Below are 23,203 nucleotides of genomic sequence, written 5' to 3'. Positions count from 1 at the left end.
TCAGGGCAGGGCTTCCAGCAGTGCCGCGCCATCGGCAGGGCGCTCAGGATCTGGACCGAGGCAGCGAGAAGAGAGCGTGCGCCAGACTTCAAGCTCGTTGTGCGAGGCGAAGGAGGCTCCGCCCGCGATGAGCGTTTCGCACCGCACCACCACGTCCTCGATGACACGGGCGTAGCCGTAGACGTCATCACGCGGATCACTGGCACGGCCAGCCAGGCGCTCGGGTGACATGTACCCAGGGCTGCCACCGTCATAGGGAGCGCCACGCGGACGAGCGATGCCGAAGTCGCCGAGCAGCGGCTCAGAGGGCTGTCGGAGCAGGACGTTGGCTGGCTTGACGTCGGCGTGTACGTACCCATGCGCATGTACGCGTGCGAGCGCCTGCGCGAGCGGCCGCGCCCACCGTTCGATCGGGAAGAGCAGGGTCGCGTCGCCGCCTCGCAGCACGTCGCGGATCGAGCCCCGGGCGACCCACTCCAGCGCGATCCATCCCTCTGCCGGATCCGCATCCAGCATCCTCACGATACCTGGACCCCAGAGCGCTGCAGCGAGGCGAGCCTCACGGTCCAGGTGTCCACGTTCGGTCGTGCGGGCGTGATAGACCTTGAAGGCGAGCTTCCGACCGAGCAGCTCGTCCTCGGCCTCGTACACGACACCTGCCCCACCGCGCGCCACCTCGCGCATGACCTTGAATGGGCCGCTCCGGGCAGTGGGTGCGAGGAGGGTCGCCTCGTCCAGTCTGCCCGCAGAAGGTCGCGGCGTGCCGAGAGCCGCTCGCCAGCGCTGATGCCGCTCCAGCGCTCCCGGGGCATCAATCTCTCGCGCCAGCACCCGTTCGATGGTGCCAAGCGCACGCGGGAGCTGTCCCTGGGTCGCGAGGAGATCCGCGACGAGGATCAGACCAGGCGTGGAGGTGACGGGTGTCGCGCGCGCAGGCCCATCCCCTCCCTCAAGGAGCTGCAGTGCACCAGCTTCATCGCCGCGGGCTGCGAGAATGTCGGCGCAGGCCACGCGAACAGGATCGGCAATGGGATGTTCGGCGATGGCGCCCAGCACCGCTGCCACGGCCTCCGTCTCCCGGAGCGTGCCGCGCAGTCGCCTCAGGATTGCGATCGAATCTTCGACCGAGGGTCCCCCACCCGTGCCGCTCTGACGAAGCCGGAGGATGTCATCGACCGGGGGTGATCCGCTGACAGGCGAGGTGGAAGACGTGAGCACGCCTGGAGATGACGATTTCGCGTTCGGATCGGCGCGTCGAGCTGCCGCAGTCGTCGTCGCTCCCTCCGCACTTTCGGATGGAGGCAGCTCCTGCTCCCTCTCGCAGGTATCTGCAGGGGTCTCTCCGAAGAGCTGACGGATGCGACTCCACACGCTCACGGGAAACGGTCCTGCCCGGCCTCGACGCCCGTGGGCGACGCTCCGCCGGGGACACGAAAAACCACCTCACCGCCCCTTGCGCTGGCGATCGCATCCCCTGTACCGAGCTCCACCGCTGCGGCGAGCTGGTAACCCTGGAGATAGGGTCGGTCGGCCCCGGGCGGGGTCGTGAGCACGACGAGGCACAGAGGCCCGACACGCTCGCAGCGCAGCCGCCACGGCCCCACCGCAAGATCTTGCAGGGGCGCCACCACACGTGTGCCTGCGAGCTCCACCTCGCAACCTCCCTCCTGGAGTGGGGTGAGCCTGCACGGAACCTCTCCTCCAAGCAGCACCTGCACCTCCCCGCCAATGCGCAGGGGGCCCGAGAGGCGGGCGCCAGCGATGGTGGTGCCGTTGCGGGTGCCCAGATCCTCGATCTCGATCGCGCCCTCGGGCCCGCGACGCAGGCGCGCGTGTATCCTGCTGATCGCTCGAGAGGCGATGACAATGGTCGCATCGCCTCGACCGAGGGTCACCTCGTCTCCCAGGGCATAGCGTCGTGTCGTCCCCTGCACCTCCAGATCGACGATGGGCCCGCGAAGCAGCCGGGCTCGGATGGCACGGGCAGCGTCCGCGACGCGCTCGTCCACATGAGCGGCGAGCCACCGCTCCGCTTCTGCCAGCGCCGTGCGCCGCTCGGCCACACGATCCAGGTCGCTGATGCGTGAGAGCACCTCGGCGCGCTCGCGGACCGAACGCGCCTCGGTCAGCGACACCCTCAGCCGCTCTTCGAGCTTCTCGATGGCGCCGGCCGCGGCGAGCGCGCGGGCCTCGGACTCCTGGTCCCCGGCCATTGCATAGGCGTCCGCTGCACGCTCGGGTTCGCCGGAATGTTCAAGCTCCTGCGCGACGGCGAGCACCTCGCTCCGCATCGCAGACACCCCGCGCCCCACGAGCAGGTCGAAGGTCATCAAAGCCTTGCGGCGCAGCGCGCCCTTCACCATGTCGGGGCTCGTGGCGGTGCGCGCAGCGGCCGCGCAAAAGGCAAGGCGTCGCTCGGGCGCCTGCTCCGCGTCGGCACGAAGCAGGAGCACCCGCGCCGCCTCGTCGTGTAGCTCCGCGTCGATGTAGAGATCCACAGCGGCCGCCAGATCTCCGGCCAACTCTTTCGCCTCGGCCTTGCGCCGCCCGTCGCCTCGGCCCCAGCCGAACCGCTCGAAGAGTCCCACGTACGATGGATCCTACCCCCGAACCGTCGCGTTTCCCAACGCAGAGCGAGACTCCTCGTTGACTCCCCCGAGGGGTGCCCGCAGGATCCGGAGAATCGATGTCTACTAACCGACTCGGAGAGCTTCTCGTCCGCGAGAAACTCATCAGCCTCCAGCAACTCCGTCAGGCTCAGGACGAGCAGCGAAAATCCGGGAAGAACCTTGGCTATGCCCTCGCCAAGCTCGGTTACATCTCCGACGGGGAGATCACGAACTTCCTCTCGGCACAGTACCGCGTCCCCGCCGTCGACCTCGCCGAGTACGAGATCGATCCGGAAGTGACCAAGCTGGTATCGAGGGAGGTGTGCGAGAAGCACAAGATCATCCCCATCTCCAAGAGCGGCTCGTCGCTGGTCGTGGCCATGGCCGATCCGACGAACCTGCACGCAATCGACGACATCAAGTTCCTCACGGGCTTCAACGTCGAGCCCGTGGTCGCCTCCGAGCAGGGGATCACCGAGGCCATCGAGCGCTCCTACAATGTCGGCTCCTCGTACCAAGAGGTGCTCAGCGAGTTCGAGGAAGAGGAGGTCGGCTACGCGGTCGAGCAGGACGAGGAGAACATCCTCGAACTCGAACGGGCCGCCGAGGGGGCACCGGTGGTGCGCCTCGTCAACGCCATCCTCCTCAACGCGATCAAGAAAGGCGCAAGCGACATCCACATCGAGCCTTACGAGAAGGCGCTCCGGGTGCGCTATCGCGTGGACGGCGTGCTCATGGAGGAGATGCAGCCGCCGATGAAGCTGAAGGCGGCGATCGCGAGCCGCCTCAAGATCATGAGCTCGCTCGACATCGCGGAGCGCAGGCTCCCCCAGGACGGCCGCATCAAGCTCAAGATGGGCAAGGGCCGGGAGATGGATTTCCGTGTCTCCGTCCTGCCGACGATCTGGGGCGAAAAGATCGTCATGCGGCTCCTAGACAAGTCGAACCTCCAGCTCGACATGGCCAAGCTCGGCTTCGATCCGAAGCCGCTCGCGGACTTCCTGTGGGCGATCGGACAGCCCTGGGGGATGGTGCTCGTCACCGGTCCCACCGGCAGCGGCAAGACGACCACCCTGTACTCCGCGCTCAGCGATTTGAACAAGGTCGGCGTGAACATCAGCACCGCCGAAGACCCGGTCGAGTACAACCTGCCGGGCATCAACCAGGTGCAGATGCACGACGAGATCGGGCTCAACTTTGCAATGAGCCTGCGCTCCTTCCTCCGACAAGACCCGGACATCATCATGGTCGGCGAGATCCGCGACTTCGAGACGGCCGAGATTGCCGTGAAGGCCGCCCTCACCGGACACCTCGTGCTCTCCACGCTGCACACGAACGACGCCCCGGCGACGATCTCGCGCTTGCTCAACATGGGCGTCGAGCCCTTCCTCATCACGGCCAGCGTCAACCTGGTGCTGGCCCAGCGCCTGGCGCGTCGTATCTGTGGTGAATGCAAGGCCCCCTTCAAGGTCGACGCAGGAGTGCTCCTGGACTTCGGGTTCACCGAGGAGCAGGTGGCGCGTGCGCAGCTCATGAAGGGCACCGGTTGCAAGAACTGCAACGGGAGCGGCTACCGCGGCCGCGTCGCACTCTACGAAGTGATGCGCTTCAGCGACCACCTGAAGGAGATGGTCCTGCAGGGCGCCTCTACCGCAGAGCTCAAGGCCGGCGCGATCAAGAGCGGGATGCTCACCCTGCGCATGAGCGGCATCGAGAAGATCCTCGCGGGAGTGACCACCACCGAAGAGGTCGGCCGCGTCACCATGGGTGACTGACGATGAGCAACGATCCCAGCGCTACGTCGATGACCACCACGGCGCAGCCGTCGCCGGACGGGTTGCGTTACACGCTCCAGCAGCTCCTGCGTGCCATGGTCGACAAGGGCGCGAGCGACATGCACATCACGAGCGGTACGCCACCGCTCTTGCGCATCGACGGCGCGATCGTTCCTCTCAAGCTGCCCCCGCTCACCCCGCCCGAAACGAAGCAGCTCTGCTACTCGGTCCTGAGTGATGAGCAGCGGGGGATCTTCGAGCAGAAAAACGAGCTCGATCTCTCCTTCGGAATGAAGGGGCTCGCCCGTTTCCGCGCCAACCTGTTCGTGCAACGAGGCGCGGTCGCCGGGGCATTTCGACAGATTCCGTTCAAGATCCTGAGCTTCGAGGATCTCGGTCTTCCGGCCGTCGTGCTCGACATCGCCTCGAGACCACGAGGATTGGTGCTGGTGACCGGTCCGACGGGTAGCGGAAAAACGACCACCCTCGCGAGCGTCATCGACAAGATCAACGCAGAGCAGCGGCTGCACATCCTCACCATCGAGGATCCGATCGAGTACCTGCATCCGCACAAACTCTCGATCGTCAACCAGCGCGAGCTCGGCTCCGATACGATCTCCTACAAGGAAGCGTTGCGCCACGCGCTGCGTCAGGACCCGGATGTGGTGCTCATCGGAGAGATGCGCGATCTGGAGACCATCGAGGCAGCGCTGACCATCGCCGAAACAGGCCACCTGGTGTTCGGAACGCTGCACACGAACTCCGCGATCTCTTCGATCAACCGCATCATCGACGTCTTCCCACCCCATCAACAGTCCCAGGTGAGGCAGCAGCTATCCTTCACCCTGGTGGCGGTCATGACCCAGCTCCTCCTGCCTCGCGCAAGCGGACCGGGGCGCGTGATGACCATGGAGGTGATGATTCCCAATGCAGCGATCCGGAACCTGATCCGCGAAGACAAGCTGCACCAGGTGTATTCGCAGATGCAGGTGGGTCAGGCTGGGAGCGGGATGCAGACCATGAACCAGTCACTCGCAGCCCTGTTCCAGCGCCGGATCATCTCCCTGGAGGACGCGCTCTCTGCGTCCGCTGATCCCGATGAGCTGCGCACGATGATCGACCAGCCCAAGAACTCCACCCCGGGCCGTTCTTCCGCTGGCAAGGTGTCCTGATTCCCTCTGCTGCCAAGTTCCCTGCCGTTCAAGGCAGCGATGCCGCCATGCGTCGTCCTGGACCGGCCGGGGAGAGCCGTCTTGGAGCGTACGATCCCGATGTAGATCTCAGGCAGCCCACACTTTTTTGACATCTACCCAACTGTTCAGTAGGGTTTGCAGTCGATGCAAGGGCTCACCGATCGGCAGCAGCAGGTTCTTCATTACATCCGGCAGTCGATCTCGGAGCGCGGTTATCCGCCCACGCTACGAGAGATCGGCGCGCACATGGGCATCCGCTCGACCAACGGAGTAAACGACCATCTGCGCGCGCTCGAGAGGAAAGGCTATCTGACGCGCGAGGACATGAAGTCTCGGGCGCTCAAGCCGCGAGACATGCCGTCGAGCATGCGGGGCGAGATGCTCGAAGGTGAGACGGCGCTGGAGGGCCTTCCAGCGAACGACCAGGAGGGTGAGATCATCGAGATCCCCGTGGTCGGTCGAATTGCAGCCGGGCTGCCGCTTCTGGCCGAGGAGCACATCCTCGATACCGTTCGTATCGACAAGATGCTCATCCGGGGCGGCCGCGAGGTGTTCGGCCTCCGGGTGACAGGCGACTCGATGATCGAAGCCGGCATCTTCAGCGGCGACTACATTTTCGTGCGCAAGCAATCGACGGCCCAGCGCGGCGACATCGTGGTCGCGCTCATCGGCGACGAGGCCACCGTGAAGTACTACTTCCCGGAGAAAGACTACATCCGGTTCCAGCCGGCGAACGCGTCCATGGCCCCGATCCTGGTACGCTCAAGTGACTTCAGGCCCACGATGCTTCTTGGGCTGGTCGTCGGCGTCTACAGGCGCCTCTGAGCCGCCAGCGCCTTCCCTCCCCCAGGAGAGGCCACAGAAGGCCTCCTCAAGCAGGAACTGAACAGGAACCGGCTGCGGGTTGATGGCGAAGGTCCCCCGGCGACCGCGAGCTTTTCCGCTGGAGAAGGCCCCAGCTCGGCTTCAACCACGGGGAGCACGAGGGGGCGCTCCTTCGCGCGTTCTGCCTCCAAAATCTATCCACTGCTGTTGTCCCCTTCAGCCCGTTGACGGCCGAACGTGGCAGTTGGTAGCGTCCCTGGCGTCGTTGTAGGTCGGTCCCAGGGGTCCGCTCCAGAAAGAACGCGATCGTGAAGACGCACGGGCGGCAGTTCAGGACTTGGTTGGTGGTGAGCGTAGCGCTCGCAGCAATGCTCTCCAGCGGCTGCGGCGGGACCATCTACGCGTTCACGGCGAGCTCGGCCGAGAGTCGACTCGAAACGGCGCAGGCGCTCGGCGCAGAGAAGTACGCGCCCTACGAGTTTTACTACGCGCGCGAGCACCTGTGGAAGGCCAAGGAAGAAGCCGCCGTCGCCGATTATGGTGACGCGATCGACCTCGCCGACGTTGCTTCGGAGTACGCCGACAAGGCGATCACCCTGTCCAAGCAGGCACACGAGGGCGCAGGCCGATGAGCCGGCGAAACAAGGGCGTGCACGTCGCGAAGCTCTCTCTGGTCATCCTCGCGGCCGCAGCGGGATGCTCGCAGGTCCCGAAGATGCGCGGGGAGATCGAAGGGCTCGCAAAGATCGCGGAACAAGCGCAGCGCAACGGGGCCCTGCGTTGCGCGCCGCGCGAGCTGGCCATGGCCAAGTCTCACCTCTCGTTCGCAGAGATCGAGCTGGATCAGGGCTTCTTTGCACGGGCGAACGATCACCTGAGCATCGCCAAGTCCAACGCGCATGCCGCGTATGATCTGTCACCTCCCACCAAATGCGCCGAGCGCGGCTTCATCGAGGAAGAAGCACCGCCGCCGCCGAAGCCCGGGGACTGCGACGGCGACGGCCTGCTCGATCCCGAGGAGACGGAGCAGTGCAGGTGCGAGCCCGAGAACTACAACGGCTTCGAGGATCACGACGGCTGCCCGGATGATCCCGACACGGATGGCGACGGCATCCCGGACTCCAAGGACTCCTGTGTCCTCAACCCGGAGGACAAGGATGGCTACCTCGACGAGGATGGCTGCCCTGACATCGACAACGACCTCGACGGGATCCTCGACACCAACGACAAGGACGCGACAGGCCGGATCTGCATCAACGATCCGGAGGATCCGGACGGTTACGAAGACACCGACGGCTGCCCCGAGCCAGACAACGATCAAGACAAGGTCGTCGACATCGAGGATCAGTGCCCCAACGAGCCTGGCGTTCAGGGGGGTGACAAGCCCGGCTGCCCCAAGAAGCCGAGCCTGGTGATCGTCACGGATAAGGAGATCAAGATCACCCAGCAGATCCACTTCGAGTTCGACAAGGACAAGATCCGCTCGGAGAGCTTCCTGATCCTGGACGCGGTGGTCGAGGTCCTCCAGCAGAACCCGAAGATCAAGCTGGAGATCCAGGGTCACACCGACAACAAGGGCGCCCCTGCCTACAACAAGTCGCTCTCCGATCGGCGCGCTGCCTCGGTGAAGAAGTATCTCGTCGCGAAGGGGATCGATGCGACTCGGTTGACGTCGAAGGGCTACGGCATGGAGAAGCCGATTGTGCCGAATACGACGGACCAGAACCGCGCCTTGAACCGTCGCGTCCAGTTCGTCCGCACGGAGGGTTCGCCTTAGCCGCTCCTCCGTTGCCCGGGCCACCGCCCCCTCCGGCCGAAGAGGCCGCGTATCTCGCTCGTTCCCCTGCCCCCTGCTAGAGGTCTCGACCCGTGCTCTTTCGTTCATCTCGTGCGCGCATCGCCATCGCCATCGCCTCCCTGACCCTGCTTGGACTGCCGGCCATCGCCGATGCAGCCGGGGAGAAGGACGCAGAGGCGATGAAGCTTCACGACCAGGCGATGGATGAGGACTACCTCGCCGTCGAATTCGACAAGGCCGAGAAGAAGCTCAAGGACGCGCTCAAGAAGTGCGGCAAGGATGGCTGCACGGAGAAGGTGCTGGGCAAGCTGCACATCGCCCTGGGGACCGTGTACGGCGGGGCGGGCAAGCTCGATGAGGCGAAGACCGAGTTCGTCGCTGCGTTGAAGGCAGATCCCAAGGCAGCGCTCATCGATGCGCTCACGACGCCCGAACTCGCCAAGGCGTACAAGGACGCTCAGAAAGAGGCCGGTAGCGGCGCTCCCAAACCGGCAACACCCGAAGGTGACGGCGGAGACGACCCCACTGCCGCGAAGAAGCCGGAGGGGGACATCTCGCACACCCCCATCGCCGAGCAGGCCATCAACACGCCGGTCCCGGTGTACATCGAGATCCCCGAGGAGGTCGGCGCGACGAAGGTTGGCATCCGCTACAAGCCGTTCGGCTCGAAGAAGTGGAAGTCCGCCGAGATGCAGCAGGTTGGCGACGGCTGGGGTGTCGAGATCCCTTGCGAAGACGTCACCACCACCGGGGACCTGCGTTACTACATCATCGCCAAGGATGACGCCGGGGATCCGGTCGGCACTGCGGGCTCGCTCAAGGTCCCCTACAAAGTGTCGATCAAGAACGAGATCGACGAAGCGCCCTCGCTTCCCGGCAGGAAGCCTCCCCAGAAGTGCGCGGCCAAGGAAGACTGCCCTCCTGGGCTACCTGGCTGCCCGAGCGGCAAGGGCGATGGCGGCAGCCGAGGCGACAAGTCGTGGGGGTCGAGCTGCGAGGAGACCCAGGAGTGCTCCTCGGGCCTGATCTGCCTCAACGGCACCTGCGAAGAGGGGACCGAGACGCCCACCGAGAAGAAATCGACGGGCAAAAAGAACCTGATCGGTGTGTGGGGGCAGCTCGACCTCCTGCTCATCAGCGGCAAGGAACAGGGAGTCTGCTCAGGCGACGACCCTTCGTACGTCTGCTTCTACTCCAACAATGACGCGCAGTTTTACGGCCAACCTGCAGATGTTGCGGGCACGAACGGGATCCAGGGTGGCCTCGGCGTCGCAGGAGTGAGGGCACTGCTCTCGTACGATCGTCACCTTCTGCAGATCACCCCGAAGGTTGCACTGACGGCAGGTCTGCGGGTGGGCTACGCATTTGGCGGCTCTCCGGGTTCGGAGGTCGCGCCCCGGGCATGGGAAGGTGGAACGGAGGATGCGCCGGGGCAGAACCCCCACGCACAGGCCAATCCGTACTTGCCCCTCCATGCGGAACTCCGCATCGGCGCCATGTTCGGCGACGGTACCCTCGCAAAACGCAAGTTCATTCCGTTTGCCTTCGTGGGCGGCGGGCTCGCGCAGGTGAATGCGTCCGTGAATGTCAGCGTCTGCGACTACCGCGACACGGAGGGGCAGCTCGTGGGCGGCGGTGGCGAGGGAACCTGCCCTGCTGGCACCCGTGCCGTACGCGACCTGAACGCCTACCAGATCACGGGCTTGAACTTCATCGGCCTCGGTGGTGGCGCGATCTACGGGATCACGGACAACATCGGGGTCGCTGCAGAGCTCAAGTTCATGTTCATGGTCCCGACCTTTGGCGTCGTCATCGCGCCGCAGCTCGGTCCAGTCTTCGCCTTCTAGAGTCCGTCTTCGGGAGCATCCGAAGCCCGCTGCCGGCGTCGGCAGCATGGACTTCGAAGGTCCCCAACCCCCGCAGCACAGCACGAGGTCCCAGAGGGGATGACCCTGAGGGCCGTTCGCGCTTACACCTCGAAGGCAAACGATCCAAGCAGCTCGTAAAGCGCGAACAGCGTGGCCGCATCGTGATGGTCGAAGCGCACACCGACCCTCGTACGCCACGAAGCGCGACGGACCCAGGCCACCCGGCCGCGCAGCGGCAGCGGATCCCAGAGCGTTGGCGCGGTGAGCTCGATGGTCACCGCTGCCTCGGGCTCCAGCACAGCCCCCAGGCTCTGCCCGGCACCAGACCATCCAGGCGCCATGGTTGGCTCGTAGGACGGCCGCGGCTCATCGAGTTCCACACAAGCACCACCCAGTCCCAGGTCACGCACGACGACCGGCTGCTCGTCGGCAGTTTGCCGGTCCCGAAGCATCGCAACCATCTCGACACGGCGCCGAGGGTGGGCACGAAAGTGGTCTCGAGCGGCCATCGAACCGGAGCCTCCAGGGTCGGACCATACCATGGGGGAGCGGCAGGTCGGTCGGGGTGACCAGCAGAACGGGTAGCGGCCCGAGGCCTGGCTGAGGGGTTCCCCCCCGCTCACCTGGACAGTATTCGCAGATGACGCTCGTTAGCCTTTGGGCCTCGGGACGATCCATGGCTAACATGCGGACTGCTGTTAAGAGCGAGTCGAGAAGCTCGGAGTTCTACCTTCATGGCCCAGGACACACGCAAAGATCCGCGAGCGAAGGTGCTGTCGATGACGGTGCGCTACAAGAGCGCCACCGTCGACGAGTTCATTGAGCACCATGCGCAAGACGTGAGCCGCGGCGGCATTTTCATCAAGACGCCGTCGCCCTTCCCACCGGGGACCCTGCTCAAGTTCGAGATCCGCCTCCAGGACGAGCAGGCAGTGATCGCAGGCGTAGGCCGGGTGGTCTGGAAGCGAGAGCCGACGCAGGCGAACGACGCACTCTCCTCCGGCATGGGGGTCAAGTTCATCAAGATCGACGACAAGTCGAAGGCGCTCATCTCTCGCATCGTCGAGCAGAACCAGAACGCGGGAGTTGCGTTCGAGGCGGGTGGCGGAGAGCAGCGCAACACCCCCACGGAGAGCGACGGCGACGTCGAAGGCGAGGGCGCGGCACTGGCGCCTGCAGCAACCACGACGAAATCGGATGCCCCGCCCGCGAAGGCCGCAAACGTCAAGCGCGCATCCACGATGCTCGGGCTCGGAAGCATCGGAGCGTCCGGCAAGGTCGAGGCTGTGACATCGCCGAAGGCGGAGTCGAAGGACGACGGAGGGTCGTTCTTCCCCAAGACCGAGCCCGAGAAGGAGATGCCGCCGACCGAAGAGCGGACGATGATGAAGCAGGCCAAGGAGCTCCTCGCGCAGGCGCTTGCGGAGGCCGGTGCCTCTCTTGAGGATCTCTCCTCGAAGGAGGAACCGCTCATCGCTCCTGAGCCGAAGAAGGAAGAGAAGACCGAAGCCAAGGAGGAGATCGCCCCCCCCGAGCCGAAGGCAGCCAAGAGCGACCCCAAAGAGGTGCTCAAGGCGCCCGAACCCGAGGTGGTGCCGGCCAAGGTTGCCAAGGAAGAGGAGAAGGAAGACGTCGAGCCTGCTCCGAAGCCCAAGGCCGCTGCGAAGACGCCCGAAAAGAGTGCGGAAAAGACCGCCGAGAAGGCGTCCGAGAAGAAGCCATCTCGCGATGAGGTAAAAACGGTCGACGAGCGGCCGAAGAAGGCCTCCACGAAGCCGAAGACCGAAGACCGCGTGGCGGCAGCCAAGCCGGCGCTCGCCGCGGCTCAGGAAGAGGAGGGCGGCGGTTCAGGGAAGATCATCGCCTTCGTCGTCATTGCTGTGGCAGTCGTGGGTGGGATTCTCTTCTTCACCCGCGGAGAGGAGTCCCCGCCGACGCCTCCTGCTCCGGCGACGACGCGTCCGGTCGAGGCGAAGCCGACCACGCCGCCGCCCGCACCCACCCCGGCTCCGACACCTACGGCGGCCCAGCCTGTCCCGAGCACTGCGGACACCGCCGCGGCGGTTGCTCCCAGCGCAACACCCTCCGCAACACCCTCCGCTGCTGCCACGGCGGTACCGAGCGCTACCCCCAGCGCGAGCGCCGCGACCTCGGCAGCACCCAAGGAGACGCCGACCGCGGAGCCGAAGCCCACGGCGACGGCGGCGAAGCCCCCGACGCCCAAGCCGGCCGCTCCGAAACCTGCCCCCAAGCCCAAGGAAGATGACGTCTACTAGGCATGCACGCGCGAACCGGCCCTGCCTTCGCGCCATCCGCGTCCCCCGCTGCGCATTGCCGCGGGGCGCGGGCCGCCTATAGTCGGACGTGATGAGCGGCGCACCCGACCCTGATTCGGCACGGGCGCCTCTCCCGACTGCGTACCACCAAGCCGCAACAGCAGAAACGATGCTTGATGCACGGCGCCCGGAGCCTTCGGTGGGTGCCGTGACCGGCCCGCAGCACACGAAGGGGCGCAGCGCCATCATCCCTCGCCCCGCCGCCCTCGCAACCACCGGGCTCGTCGCCACCATCATCATCGTCTGCGGTGCTGTAGCGCTGCGCAGCCCCGATGCTGTTCAGGCTCTCGAAGTGGTTCCGCCGCCCGCTTCAGCGTCGCCGGAGACCCCTCCGTCGGCTGGCGAGGCATCAGGCGCGGAGCGGACGCCTGAACCTCCGCCGCGCATCACCGCGACCCCAGAAGAGCTCGAAGCCGCTCAGGCAGCAGGAGTCCCCGCGCTCGCTGCGTTGTTGGAGCGGTTCCCCAAGGATCCGACAGTTCTTCGAGCGCTGGCGCTCACGCAAGGACGCGAGCGCAGCAGCTTGATGGCCGCTTTGACGACGCTGAAGCGTCTCTTCGAGCTTGCACCCACAGAAGCGGCCAATGCCGAACTGCGGCCGCTCTTGCTTCGAGCTGCCAATGCCACGCCCGATCTGGCGGCGGTAACGTTCGATCTCCTCGCCAAGCGGATGGGCAGCCATGGGCCCGATCTGCTCTACGAGATCGCGATCAACCCAGGCATGGGCAAGCACCCCGTGGAACGCGCGAACACCCTCCTCGCGGAAGAAGGCGTCCGGAGCCTCGCCTCGAAGGCGTTGCTCGTCGCCGACGATCTTCGACGCATGAAGCGCTGCCCCACCAAGCCACTCATCGACAGAGCCCGTCAGCAAGGCGACGTCCGCGCGCTGCACTACCTCAATCCCATCAAGAAGCCCGTGAAGTGTGGCTTCCTCAATCTGAGCCGCTGCACACCGTGCAGTTCCGTCTACGCGGAGACGGTGGCAGCCATCCAGGAAATCGAGCTGCGCCGCGACGGACAGTGACCTGGTGCCACTGAGGCAGTGGCAGTCACGACATCGGCGCTCAGGGAGCACGCTGTTGAACACAAGCTCATTGAAGCTCGGCAACAGCCTGGATTGATGGTGGGCGCAGCAAGATTCGAACTTGCGACTTCATCCGTGTGAAGGATGCACTCTACCGCTGAGTTATGCGCCCATCGTGCGGCTCAGCCGCATCGCTCAATGTCTGGCGTTCTTAGCCGGTCGAATCGTCCTAGTCAAGCATCTCCACCGCACGTCGGATGGCGGCAATGCCCGCTTCGATATCTGCTTCATCACATGCATAGGACAGGCGCAGGTACCCCGGAGCGCCGAACGGAGTCCCCGCCACGGTCGCTGCGTGTCCCTGCTCGAGGAAGAAATCCGCAAGCTCGATGTCGCTGGCGAGGACACGACCCTGGAACGACCGCCCGCGCAGCGCCCGGAAGTCTGCAAACGCGTAGAACGCGCCCTCCGGCATGCGACAGCGCACGCCAGGGATGGCATTCAGCGCGCGCACCATGACGTCACGCCGCCGCCCGAATGCTGCACGCATCGCATGGATGTCATCGCGCGGCCCGTTCAACGCCGCAACCGCCGCTGCCTGGGACACGGCAGCCGCGTTGGTCGTGCTTTGCCCCTGCACGACATCCAGCGCCTTCGCGACTTCGATCGGCGAGATGCTCCAGCCTATCCGCCACCCGGTCATTGCGTAGGTCTTGCTCACGCCATCCACGATGATGAGCCGTGGCGCGAGATCTTCGGCGATGGAGGGCAGCGTGACGTGACGGAAACCGTCATAAACGAGGTCGCTGTAGATCTCGTCCATGATGATCCAGCAATCATGTCGCCTGAGTACATCTGCAAGGACCGCGAGATGCTCTGCTGTATAAGCTGACCCCGTGGGGTTGGAAGGCGAACACAGGATGATGGCTTTGACCTGCGGCGTCAGCGCCGCACTCAGCGCCTCGGCAGTGAGCCTGAACCCTTGCTCCTCGGTGGTGTCGACGATCCGCGGCGTCGCGCCTACCAGACGGACCTGTTCGGGGTAGCTCACCCAGTACGGCGCAGGGATGAGCACCTCGTCACCTGGCTCGAACAGGGACACAGCCAGGTTGAACAGAGCGTGCTTCGCGCCGCAGCTCACCGTGACCTGCCCTGGCAACGGTCGCCATCCACGGTGCCGTTCCGTCGCCGCGCAGATGGCTGCCTTCAACTCTGCCGTGCCGGTCACCGGCGTGTAGTGGGTCGCGCCGGCGTCCAGGGCTGCTTTGGCAGCTTCACGAATGTGTGCCGGGGTGATGAAGTCCGGCTCGCCAACGCTGAAGGGAAAAACCTTGTGACCCTCCGCGCGTAGCCGCCCGGCCTTTGCAGCCATGGCGAGCGTCGCGCTTGGAGCGACCGACGAGAGACGTTCAGCTAGCTTCCTGGACATGGGCCACCTTTGGATAGGCGGGCCAGCGCATGGCTGCAAGAGGACATCCCGTACTGTGGAGGAGGCCTGCGCTCCTCACGTCCCTGGAGTGACCGCATGTGCAGGCGGGGCGTGCCAGAGGCCTATCAAGGCGAGGTGACGACTGGCTTGGCCGCTGGAGCCTTCTCGTCCTGCTTGATGGAGTAGCGAACGAGAGCCCGGAGCACATCGTTGCGTTGAACGTTCCCCAGCAGCACCTTCATGTCCTCGTAGATCGAGGGGTCCACGAGCAGCGCTCCCAGAGTCCCCTTCCCCGCCCGCACGTCACGCATGATGCCGCGCAGATCGGCCGTGATTGCCGTCACGTTGGCAAGCGCCTCGGCGCCATCGCCTTTACCCCCGTAAAGTACGTCGTGGGCGAGGCTGTCGCTTTCCCGGATGCCACGCAGGGTGACCCCCACCTCCTCGGCGGCAGCACCGAACTGCTGGATCTCCTTCCTGGGCCCATCGCCATAGATCACGTCATGCGCGAACCCAGGACCGCTCTGGACGCGTCCAACGATCGACCGCACCTCGCGGAGGGTCAACGACAGCTCGTTGCCGGCGCGCTCCAACCCACTCACCGCGCGAGAGATACGCTCTGCCTCCTCCGGGTTCGTCAACACCCGGTTCACGTACCCCTCGCCTTGCGCTGCCTGATTCAACACCCGGTTCATCGAGGCCACCGCAGATCGCAGGTCGTCGTGGAGCCGCTCATCCGCCAGGCTCGCCGAGGCGCGCTCGATGTTGTCGAGCGCCCCCTCGGCCTTGACGGCCATCTCCCCCACCGCGGTCAGCATGTCCTTGGGGACCTCCGAGGTGATCTCACTCCCCGGGGGCAGTGCCTCGGTGGCCTCCCCCTTCGAGAGCTCGATCATCTTGTCGCCGAGCAACCCCTTCGTGGCGATCTTGACGGTGCTGTCCTTCCGGATGCGACCAGCTTCCGTCTCGACGATCTTCATCGTCACGTAGATCGTGGTGTCCCGTGCATCCTTGCCGTACCCGACCTCATCGACATGGCCGATGTCGATGCCTCCCATGCGGATCGGAGCCCCCGCCTTGAGTCCCTGCACGTCTGCAAACCGCGCTTGGTACTCGACGGACGGGTTGAAGAGGCGCCGCTCGTCGCCGATGAGGAAGACCACCAGCCCGGTGAAGAACAGGCCAGCCAGCACAAAGAAGCCGACTTTGAGCTCACGTGAGCGTCGCATCGCACCCATCTTGCGTGATTCCTAGAAGCTCGTCACGCGCGGAGAAGCGTCTCGACGTCCTCGTTCACCGGCGCCGTGCCGTGGATGAAGTCAGAGACGCGCGGATCTTTGGAACGGTTGAATTCGTCTGGTGTTCCCACCGCGATGATCTCGCCGCGGTAGACCATCGCCATGCGGTCCGAAATAGAGAAGGCGCTCTTCATGTCGTGGGTCACCACGATGCTGGTCACCTTCAGCGCCCCTTTGAGCCCCCGGATGAGGTGGTTGATGCGCTCCGTGTTGATCGGATCCAGCCCCGTGGTCGGCTCGTCGTAGAGCAGCACCTCGGGCTGGACGGCGATGGCGCGGGCGAGACCCACGCGCTTCTTCATGCCCCCCGACAGATCCGCCGGGCGCATCGCTTCGATCTTCGGAAGGCCGACCAGGGACAGCGCCCAGTCCACGCGTTCGGCGATCTGCTGCTCCGTCATGGTCTCGCGGAAGTGCTCCCGCAACCCATACGCCACGTTCTCGCCCACGGAGATCGAGTCGAACAGCGCTCCTCCCTGGAAGAGCATCGCGATGCGCCGACGAACTTCGCCGATCTGCTGCTCTGACATCCGCGTGATCTCTTCTCCGTGGAAGGAGATCGACCCACTGTCGGCCTCGAGCAACCGGATGAGAAGCTTGAGCATGACGCTCTTGCCGACGCCCGAGCCGCCCATCACCGTGATCGTCTCGCCGGGAAAAATGTCGAGGTTCAGATCCCGGTAGATCGTCTTGGGCCCGAAGGCCTTGCGGACATGTGAGAACCGGATCAGCGGCTCGACCACGGGCGAAGCATTATCACGTGCTCCGAGCCCCGCGAAACCCTTGGCAACCACAGTCCCTCCAACTCTCATCCACAGGGCGAGACACGCTCGATCCGGAGCTCGACGGCATTTCCCCCCCGCCACGTGTCCCTGCGAAGGCGCCCTACCAGGCTGGCGCGGGTCCCCGCGAGACGGGTCGCGAGGTCACCGAGATCCAGCCCGAACGCGCTGATCTCACGCCCTTGCAACGCGATTTCCAGCTTCAGGTGACCTTTGACGGCCTTCGCGGTGCCGATCCTCACATCGGCCAGCATCACGCTCGCAGCGCGATTTCCCTCGCCACAAGGCTCCAGGCGCTCCAGATCGGCCACCACCGCCCCGGGGTCATCGCGATCGTCGAGCCGCACCGTCGCCTCGATCTCCAGCACCGCAGGGGGTGCTCCCAGCGAGGTCCATGCGGAGCACCAGGCCTCGCGCAGCGCACCGACCTTGTCGGCGCGCACTTCCACCCCTGCTGCCGCCTGGTGCCCACCGAAGCCGACGAGTTCGTGACGACAGCTCACCAGGGCATCGTACAACCGTGCACCTGCAGGGCCGCGCACCGAGCCTCGGCCCGAGGCGCCTTCGAGGGCGATCACCACCGTGGGTTTTCCCAGGCGTGAAGCGATGCGCCCCGCCACGATCCCGACCACGCCAGGATGCCAGCCAGGTTGCGCAAGGACGATCCCCGCATCCCGCCCGTAGCCATTGCGCTCGATCTCCGCGAACGCCACGGTCAGCATCTCCTCCTGAATCGCGCGTCGCTGCATCTGCGCTTGCTCGATCGATGCAGCCAGCGCCGACGCGGAGATCGCGTTCTGGGCGAGCAACAGCTCCAGCGAGACGTCAGGCTCGCCGAGCCTCCCGGGAGCGTTCAGCCGAGGCGCGATCCGGAAGGCGACATCCTCTGCGCTGAGCCCGCGGCTGAAATCCATGTTGGCGATCCCTGCAAGCGCCCGCAGCCCCGGTCGTGCCCCACCCTGCAGCACCACCAAGCCTGCCCGGACCAGCGCGCGGTTGTCCCCGTCGAGCGGGGCAACATCAGCGATGGTGCCTATCGCGACGAGATCCAGGAATGGACGCAGATCGAGCGGGACACCGAGCTTCTTGCGCACCGCAGCCCCGACGGAGAGCGCAAGACCACAGGACGCGAGCCCCTTGTAGGGGAACCCGCACTCCGCACGGTGTGGGTTCAGGAATGCGATGGCCGGCAGAGGCTCGTCCGGGACCAGGTGGTGATCGATCACGATGCAGTCGATGCCCTGCATGCGCGCTGCGGCGAGCCGCTCATGATCACTGGATCCACAGTCGCACGTGATGAGAAGGGATGGCCTTGCCGCGGAGATACGGGCAAGGGCGCGCATGGACAGGCCGTAACTTCCTTCCGTACGCGTCGCCAGAAGAGGCACGACCTCTGCGCCCAGCGCCCGGAGAATGCCCGTCAGGACTGCCGTGGCGGTGATGCCATCGCAGTCGTAGTCCCCGAAGATGGCGATGCGCTCTCGCGCACGCACGGCCCGCGCAATCCTCTCCGCGCTGACCTCACGATCCGCCATCGCCTCGGGGGGCGTGAGGTGCGATAGCCGAGGATCGAGGAACCGCCGGGTGGTCTCGTCAGCCCCTCGACCCGCCCGATGCAGGATGTCGGCGACCGTGATCGACAGCCCGAGATCACGGGCGAGCGAGATGGCAGCGGGAGAAGCCGCGCCCGGATCACGCGGGGGCGCGGCGGTCCAACCAGAGGGCGTCCGTGGCGTCCCCCCTCCCGGAGACAGCGAGACCGGCTCCGACCGCTCTTGCCAGGGGAGCGCGTCAGTGGAGGCTTGAGCCATTCATGGGCGCGTACACCGAGGCGCCCATGAAGTCCACAGGCGCGAGGGACGACCCGGAGGAGCGTCACCACGCTCCCGTCAGCTCGAGAAGGGACGCCTGCCTACCGCAATGGTCGCTCAGACCACCGCGTCGGCACGCTTGTCAGCGCGCACCCGGCTGACCTTCTTCCGCTTGTAAGAGCTTCCCTTGAAGAAGCGCCGGTCGATCCACTCGGTGAGGGGCGCAGCGACGTAGATCGAGGAGTAGGTGCCGACGACGATGCCGACCACGAGGGTGAACGCGAAGTCCTTCAGGGTCCCCGTACCCCAGATGAAGAACATGACCAGCGAGAGCGCCGTCGCACACGAGACGAGGATCGTCCGTCCCAGCATCTCGGAGATCGAGAGATTGATGATCTCCGCGAAGGTCTTGTCGCGGTGCTTGCTGAGGTTCTCGCGGATGCGGTCGTAGACGACCACGGTGTCGGTGATCGAGTAGCCGACGATGGTCAGCAAGGCAGCCACCGTGGACAGGGTGATCTCCCGCTGCGTGATCACCATCGCGCCGAGCGCGATGCCGACGTCGTGAATCAGCGCGATGATGCCACCGGGCGCGAAGCGCACGTCGAAGCGGAAGGCCACGTACGCCATGATGAAGAGCAGCGCTACCAGCACGCTCTTGATCGCCGAATCGCGGAGCTGATCACCCGCCTTGGGTCCGATCCACTCGACCCGCAGCGCCTGCGCAGGAACTTTGTCCGCGCCCAGAGAACTGCGGAGGACGTCCATGAGCTGGTCGCCCTTCGACTTGAGGTAAATCTCCACCTTGTGGTCGCGCTCGCTCACGAGCACCGGGTTGTTCGCCCCCTCCCTGAGCGCGACCCCCTCGACACCGGCGAGCTGCTTCTTGATCCCCTCGAGATCCGGAGCAACCTCGTAGCGCGCGGCGATCTTGTCGCCTCCGGGGCTGAATTTCACCTCGTGCGCCTGTAGCTGCACCGGGCAGCGATCCGCGGGCAGCGGCGTGCCTTCGTCAGGATGGCAGAGCTGCGCGGTGATCTTCCCCTTCTGGGCATCCCCCAGCGCGGAGACGTCCTGGACCCGGATGAGGTAGCGATTCGGGTTGGCCGGATCGCTCACCGCCACCACGTCAGGAGAGCTGAAACCTCCCTGCTCGATGGCCTCGCGCACGTCACTCGCCGAGACCGGCGCGGTGAAGGCCACCTCGATCTCGGTCCCGCCCTTGAAGTCGGTTCCGAGCTTGGGACCCGGCTTGATGAACGAGAAGATCGAGAGGAGGAGCAAGATCCCGCTGAAGCCGATGAACAGCCAGCGCTTGCCCATGAAGTCGTACTGTCGGCCAGGCTTGATGAGTTCCATGTCGGTCCCTGGATCGCTGGCTTCGTTAAACGGACGCGGGGGTCTTGATGCCCACGGACAGCTTCTTCACCTTCCGGTGACGGACTGCCCAGTCGAACATCAGCCGGGTGCACACCACACCCGTGAACAGACTGACCGCGATACCGATGATGAGGGTGATGGCGAAGCCCTTGATCGGGCCAGTGCCGTACTGGGCGAGGATGAGACCGGTGATGAAGGTGGTCACATGTCCGTCGAGGATCGCGCTGAAGGCCTTGTCGTAGCCGACATCCACTGCCGCGCGAGGGCTCTTGCCCGCGCGCAGCTCCTCGCGAATGCGCTCGTTGATGAGCACGTTGGCGTCGATGGCGATGCCCATGGTGAGCGCGAGCCCTGCCATCCCGGGAAGGGTCATCGAGGCACCGAACATGGCCAGCACCGCGACCTGCAGGAACAGGTTGAACACCACGGCCAAGTCCGCGATGACCCCGGCGCGCCGGTAGTAGACCAGCATGAAGAGCAGGACGAGCGATCCGCCACCAATGGCGCCCTTGAAGCTCTCGCTGATGGCGTCGCGGCCGAGCGTCGGGCCGATGCGCTGCTCGTTCGACAGCGAGATGGGCGCGGGCAGCGCCCCCGAGCGGAGGACCAGCTCCAGCTTGCGGGCGTCCTCGAGCTGCTGCTGCACGTCACCTGCGCCCATGGTGATCGTCGCGATCCCGCCCGGGATCTTCGTCTGGATCACCGGCGCGCTCTCGACCTTGGCGTCGAGGATGATGGCGAAGCGGCGCTTGATGTTCTTCCCGGTGATCTCCTCGAAGCGGTCGCCGCCGACCGGCGTGAGCTCCATCCGGACGTACCAGCCGCCCATGCCGCGATCGCCCTGATCGGGGACCGCCTGGGCGTCACGGATCATGTCGCCGGTGACCTCGGCCTTGCTGAAGAGGAAGTAGGTCCGCCAGCCGATCTCCTCGAAGACGTCCCTCTCCTCGTCGTACTCGACGTACTTGCTGAAGCCCACCTCGTTGTCCTGAGGCACCTGCAGGGTGGCCACCCAGTCCTGCAGCCGCTTCAGGGCATCGCGCATGTCCTCGTGCTCACCGCGCAGCATGAGGGCGTAGTAGTTGGGCTTCGTCTTGTTCGGACCGATGGGCGCGTTCTCGATGCGGAAGTCGAGCCCCTTCGGGAGGTCCTCGCGCTTCTGCGAGCGCGCGATCGGCTCGAAGAAGTCGGAGTCGTCGTCGACCATCTTGAACTCAAGCCGCGCCGTCTGGCTGATGATGTCGCGGATCTCGTCGAAGGCCCGCTCGTCCTCGCCGGGCACCTCGATGATGATGTCCTCGTCTCGGGTGGTGACCCCCGCCTCCTTGAGGCCGAGCGCGTCCACGCGCCGCTCCACGGTCTCCTTCGCCTGCGACACCGCGCGCTCGCGGATCTGGCTCTCCACCTCGTCCCGGATCCGGAAGGTCGCCGTCTTCAGGTCGCTCGACCAGAGGACCTGCATCTCCGCCTTGAACTGCTGCAGCGCTTCGTCGGTCAGCTTCTCGGAGTCGGCCCGATCCTTGAAGATGAGGGTCATCGTGTCGGCGCGGTCGCGCGCCTTCTCGATCCGGAGCTTCTCCTGCAGCTTCTGCAGCTCCTCGACCGTGGGCCGCGCTTCACCCTGGTGGTAGCCCATCAGGGTGGCGAGCTTGACGCGCAGATCGTCGTAGTAGCGATCCCGCTTGTCCTTGATCGCCTCGTCCACGTCGACCGTGTAGACCAGCCGCAGCCCACCCTTCAGATCCAGCCCACGCACGAGGCGGAACGGGATGTTCGCGCGGAGGAAGTCTCCGAAGCCAAGCTCGCCGCGCTGGGCTTTCGTCTCCAGCTCGGCGCGCTCCTCCGAGGAGATCCCCGTGTGCTCTTCCCGGCCGTGACGCTCGTCGTGGTACGTCGGGTAGATGCAGAGCACCGAGCCCAGCGCGATGAAGAGGGTGAGGCCCGCCTTCACCCTCCAGGCCATGTCGATCCACGGCCCCGCGCACAGGAGCGCCCAGGGGATCACCAGCGCGAAGAGCGCCAGTGACCAGAACACGTAGTAGTGGGCAGAGATAGCCGCTGCGCCCGCGCTTACCGCGGCCCACAGCAGCGCGCCGCGCTTCGCCCGGCTGAGCCAGGCGCCGAGGAGGCACAGGCCGGCGATGCCGGCGAACCCGAACTGGAGGATGTTGTGGAGCATGGGGTGCTGCCGATGGGACGGCCGAGATTCCTGGTGCCTAAAAGCGGACTACTTCTTCTCTGATGCCTTTTCCGCGACCTTCTCCGCGGCCTTGTCCTTCGTCTCTGCCGGAGTCTCACCGCCGTCCACGCCCTGGATCGCGGTCTTGAGGATCTGCACGTTCACGCCAGGCGCGATCTCGAGCTTCACCCGCCCCGTATTCGGGTTGATCTCGACGATCTTACCAACGAGCCCGGACTGGGTGAGCACCCGGTCTCCCGACTTCAGGCTCGATTCGAGCTGCTTCTGCCGCTTGCTCTGGTTCCTCGTCATCACGAAGAGGAACACCAGGGTCAGCGCGAACATCACCATCATCGGCGCCCCGCCACCCAGACCGGGGGGGGCCGCCGGGGGCGCCTGATCCCCGGGGGGAGCCGCCGGTTGGCCTTCGACCGGCGCGCCTTCGCGCCCGGGGGCAGTGGTCGGCTGGAATCCGTATGAGCTTGCCACGGTTGACGAGTCCCTTTCGCCCCGCTCGGGGCTCCGCCCAGCCTTCCGGGCGGCCATCCGATCCGGGGTGCCAGTCCTGCAACGCGGCTCTTCCGTGTGCAGCCCGGCCGATACGAGGCCCGCCTCCATACCGGGGATCGGAGGGTCGCGCAAGCCTGGTGGGCGTGCGCAGGACGCTCTGGCCGTAGGTCCCGACCCGCCCTTCTCAGGCCTCGAACCGCAGCCGTGCGAACCAATCCCTTGACATGATCATCCCCGCTTGGTACGGACGCGCTCCTCCTTCGGGACGGGCAGGCACGTAGCTCAGTGGTAGAGCACTACCTTGACACGGTAGGGGTCGCCGGTTCGAAACCGGCCGTGCCTACAGAATAGCTTTCTTTCATGAACCTTGGCCTCTGCCCGGGTGA

The 23,203-nt window shown here is 65.5% G+C and carries 18 protein-coding genes and 2 tRNA genes; 9 read left to right on the top strand and 11 right to left on the bottom strand.

Annotation, left to right across the window (positions count from 1 at the left end):
- Positions 1 to 1,065 carry a serine/threonine-protein kinase gene (locus CAP_RS49965; protein ID WP_156040560.1) on the bottom strand — a complete coding sequence of 355 codons (1,065 nt, stop codon included), beginning with the start codon at positions 1,063 to 1,065 and terminating at the stop codon, positions 1 to 3.
- Between the two features lie 308 nt (positions 1,066 to 1,373).
- Positions 1,374 to 2,588 carry an FHA domain-containing protein gene (locus CAP_RS43890; RefSeq protein WP_052374374.1) on the bottom strand — a complete coding sequence of 405 codons (1,215 nt, stop codon included), beginning with the start codon at positions 2,586 to 2,588 and terminating at the stop codon, positions 1,374 to 1,376.
- Between the two features lie 98 nt (positions 2,589 to 2,686).
- Here CAP_RS43890 and pilB point away from each other — a divergent pair, with 98 nt between their 5' ends.
- From pilB to CAP_RS06965, 6 genes are all read left to right on the top strand, one after another.
- On the top strand, positions 2,687 to 4,384 hold the full coding sequence (gene pilB, locus CAP_RS06990) for a type IV-A pilus assembly ATPase PilB (protein WP_044237627.1): 1,698 nt from the start codon (positions 2,687 to 2,689) through the stop codon (positions 4,382 to 4,384).
- A gap of 29 nt (positions 4,385 to 4,413) precedes the next feature.
- The gene (locus CAP_RS06985) at positions 4,414 to 5,556 is read left to right on the top strand and encodes a type IV pilus twitching motility protein PilT (protein ID WP_044237901.1); all 1,143 of its coding nucleotides are present in this window, start codon (positions 4,414 to 4,416) and stop codon (positions 5,554 to 5,556) included.
- A gap of 165 nt (positions 5,557 to 5,721) precedes the next feature.
- Positions 5,722 to 6,402, top strand: a complete 681-nt coding sequence (lexA, locus tag CAP_RS06980) for a transcriptional repressor LexA (RefSeq protein ID WP_044237625.1) — start codon at positions 5,722 to 5,724, stop codon at positions 6,400 to 6,402.
- A gap of 347 nt (positions 6,403 to 6,749) precedes the next feature.
- Positions 6,750 to 7,034, top strand: coding sequence for a DUF4398 domain-containing protein (locus CAP_RS06975; RefSeq protein ID WP_231511186.1), 285 nt, complete (start codon positions 6,750 to 6,752; stop codon positions 7,032 to 7,034).
- Positions 7,031 to 8,179 (top strand): OmpA family protein, encoded by a 1,149-nt coding sequence (locus CAP_RS06970; protein WP_044237620.1) that lies wholly within the window; start codon positions 7,031 to 7,033, stop codon positions 8,177 to 8,179. Before CAP_RS06975 ends, CAP_RS06970 begins: the two co-directional genes overlap by 4 nt.
- Positions 8,180 to 8,271: 92 nt before the next feature.
- Positions 8,272 to 10,047, top strand: coding sequence for a tetratricopeptide repeat protein (locus tag CAP_RS06965; RefSeq protein WP_044237618.1), 1,776 nt, complete (start codon positions 8,272 to 8,274; stop codon positions 10,045 to 10,047).
- Between the two features lie 122 nt (positions 10,048 to 10,169).
- Here CAP_RS06965 and CAP_RS06960 read toward each other — a convergent pair whose 3' ends face one another.
- Positions 10,170 to 10,577, bottom strand: a complete 408-nt coding sequence (locus CAP_RS06960) for a PilZ domain-containing protein (RefSeq protein WP_044237616.1) — start codon at positions 10,575 to 10,577, stop codon at positions 10,170 to 10,172.
- Between the two features lie 225 nt (positions 10,578 to 10,802).
- On the opposite strand from CAP_RS06960, the gene CAP_RS06955 reads away from it, so the two are divergent.
- Together CAP_RS06955 and CAP_RS06950 are read left to right on the top strand one after the other, a co-directional pair.
- Positions 10,803 to 12,344: a TIGR02266 family protein gene (locus CAP_RS06955; RefSeq protein WP_044237613.1), complete on the top strand. Its 1,542-nt coding sequence runs from the start codon at positions 10,803 to 10,805 to the stop codon at positions 12,342 to 12,344.
- A gap of 169 nt (positions 12,345 to 12,513) precedes the next feature.
- Complete coding sequence (locus CAP_RS06950) at positions 12,514 to 13,428, top strand: hypothetical protein (RefSeq protein WP_156040559.1); 915 nt, start codon at positions 12,514 to 12,516, stop codon at positions 13,426 to 13,428.
- 97 nt (positions 13,429 to 13,525) lie between these two features.
- Here CAP_RS06950 and CAP_RS06945 read toward each other — a convergent pair.
- The 8 genes from CAP_RS06945 to yajC all read right to left on the bottom strand — a co-directional run bounded on the left by CAP_RS06945 (position 13,526) and on the right by yajC (position 22,796).
- A tRNA-Val gene (locus CAP_RS06945) sits at positions 13,526 to 13,600 on the bottom strand.
- A gap of 57 nt (positions 13,601 to 13,657) precedes the next feature.
- Entirely contained in the window at positions 13,658 to 14,857 is a 1,200-nt protein-coding gene (locus CAP_RS06940; RefSeq protein WP_044237608.1) for a pyridoxal phosphate-dependent aminotransferase, read from the bottom strand.
- 125 nt (positions 14,858 to 14,982) lie between these two features.
- A complete protein-coding gene (locus CAP_RS06935; protein WP_231511185.1) occupies positions 14,983 to 16,086 on the bottom strand; it encodes an MlaD family protein in 1,104 nt (367 codons plus the stop codon).
- Positions 16,087 to 16,118: 32 nt separating this feature from the next.
- The gene (locus CAP_RS06930) at positions 16,119 to 16,898 is read right to left on the bottom strand and encodes an ABC transporter ATP-binding protein (protein ID WP_044237603.1); all 780 of its coding nucleotides are present in this window, start codon (positions 16,896 to 16,898) and stop codon (positions 16,119 to 16,121) included.
- Positions 16,899 to 16,963: 65 nt separating this feature from the next.
- Positions 16,964 to 18,748, bottom strand: coding sequence for a single-stranded-DNA-specific exonuclease RecJ (gene recJ, locus CAP_RS06925; RefSeq protein ID WP_044237601.1), 1,785 nt, complete (start codon positions 18,746 to 18,748; stop codon positions 16,964 to 16,966).
- A 117-nt stretch (positions 18,749 to 18,865) separates the two neighbouring features.
- Positions 18,866 to 20,107: a protein translocase subunit SecF gene (gene secF, locus CAP_RS06920; protein WP_044237599.1), complete on the bottom strand. Its 1,242-nt coding sequence runs from the start codon at positions 20,105 to 20,107 to the stop codon at positions 18,866 to 18,868.
- A 25-nt stretch (positions 20,108 to 20,132) separates the two neighbouring features.
- On the bottom strand, positions 20,133 to 22,307 hold the full coding sequence (gene secD / locus CAP_RS06915; protein WP_044237596.1) for a protein translocase subunit SecD: 2,175 nt from the start codon (positions 22,305 to 22,307) through the stop codon (positions 20,133 to 20,135).
- A gap of 48 nt (positions 22,308 to 22,355) precedes the next feature.
- The gene (gene yajC / locus CAP_RS06910; protein WP_044237594.1) at positions 22,356 to 22,796 is read right to left on the bottom strand and encodes a preprotein translocase subunit YajC; all 441 of its coding nucleotides are present in this window, start codon (positions 22,794 to 22,796) and stop codon (positions 22,356 to 22,358) included.
- Between the two features lie 292 nt (positions 22,797 to 23,088).
- Between yajC and CAP_RS06905 the strand changes: the two genes are divergently transcribed.
- Positions 23,089 to 23,160 (top strand) — tRNA-Val (locus CAP_RS06905).
- Positions 23,161 to 23,203 lie beyond the last annotated feature (43 nt).

Origin of the sequence: Chondromyces apiculatus DSM 436, from assembly GCF_000601485.1 — a bacterium.
Lineage (GTDB): Bacteria > Myxococcota_A > Polyangia > Polyangiales > Polyangiaceae > Chondromyces > Chondromyces apiculatus.
This window is presented reverse-complemented; position numbering and strand designations above follow the sequence as displayed.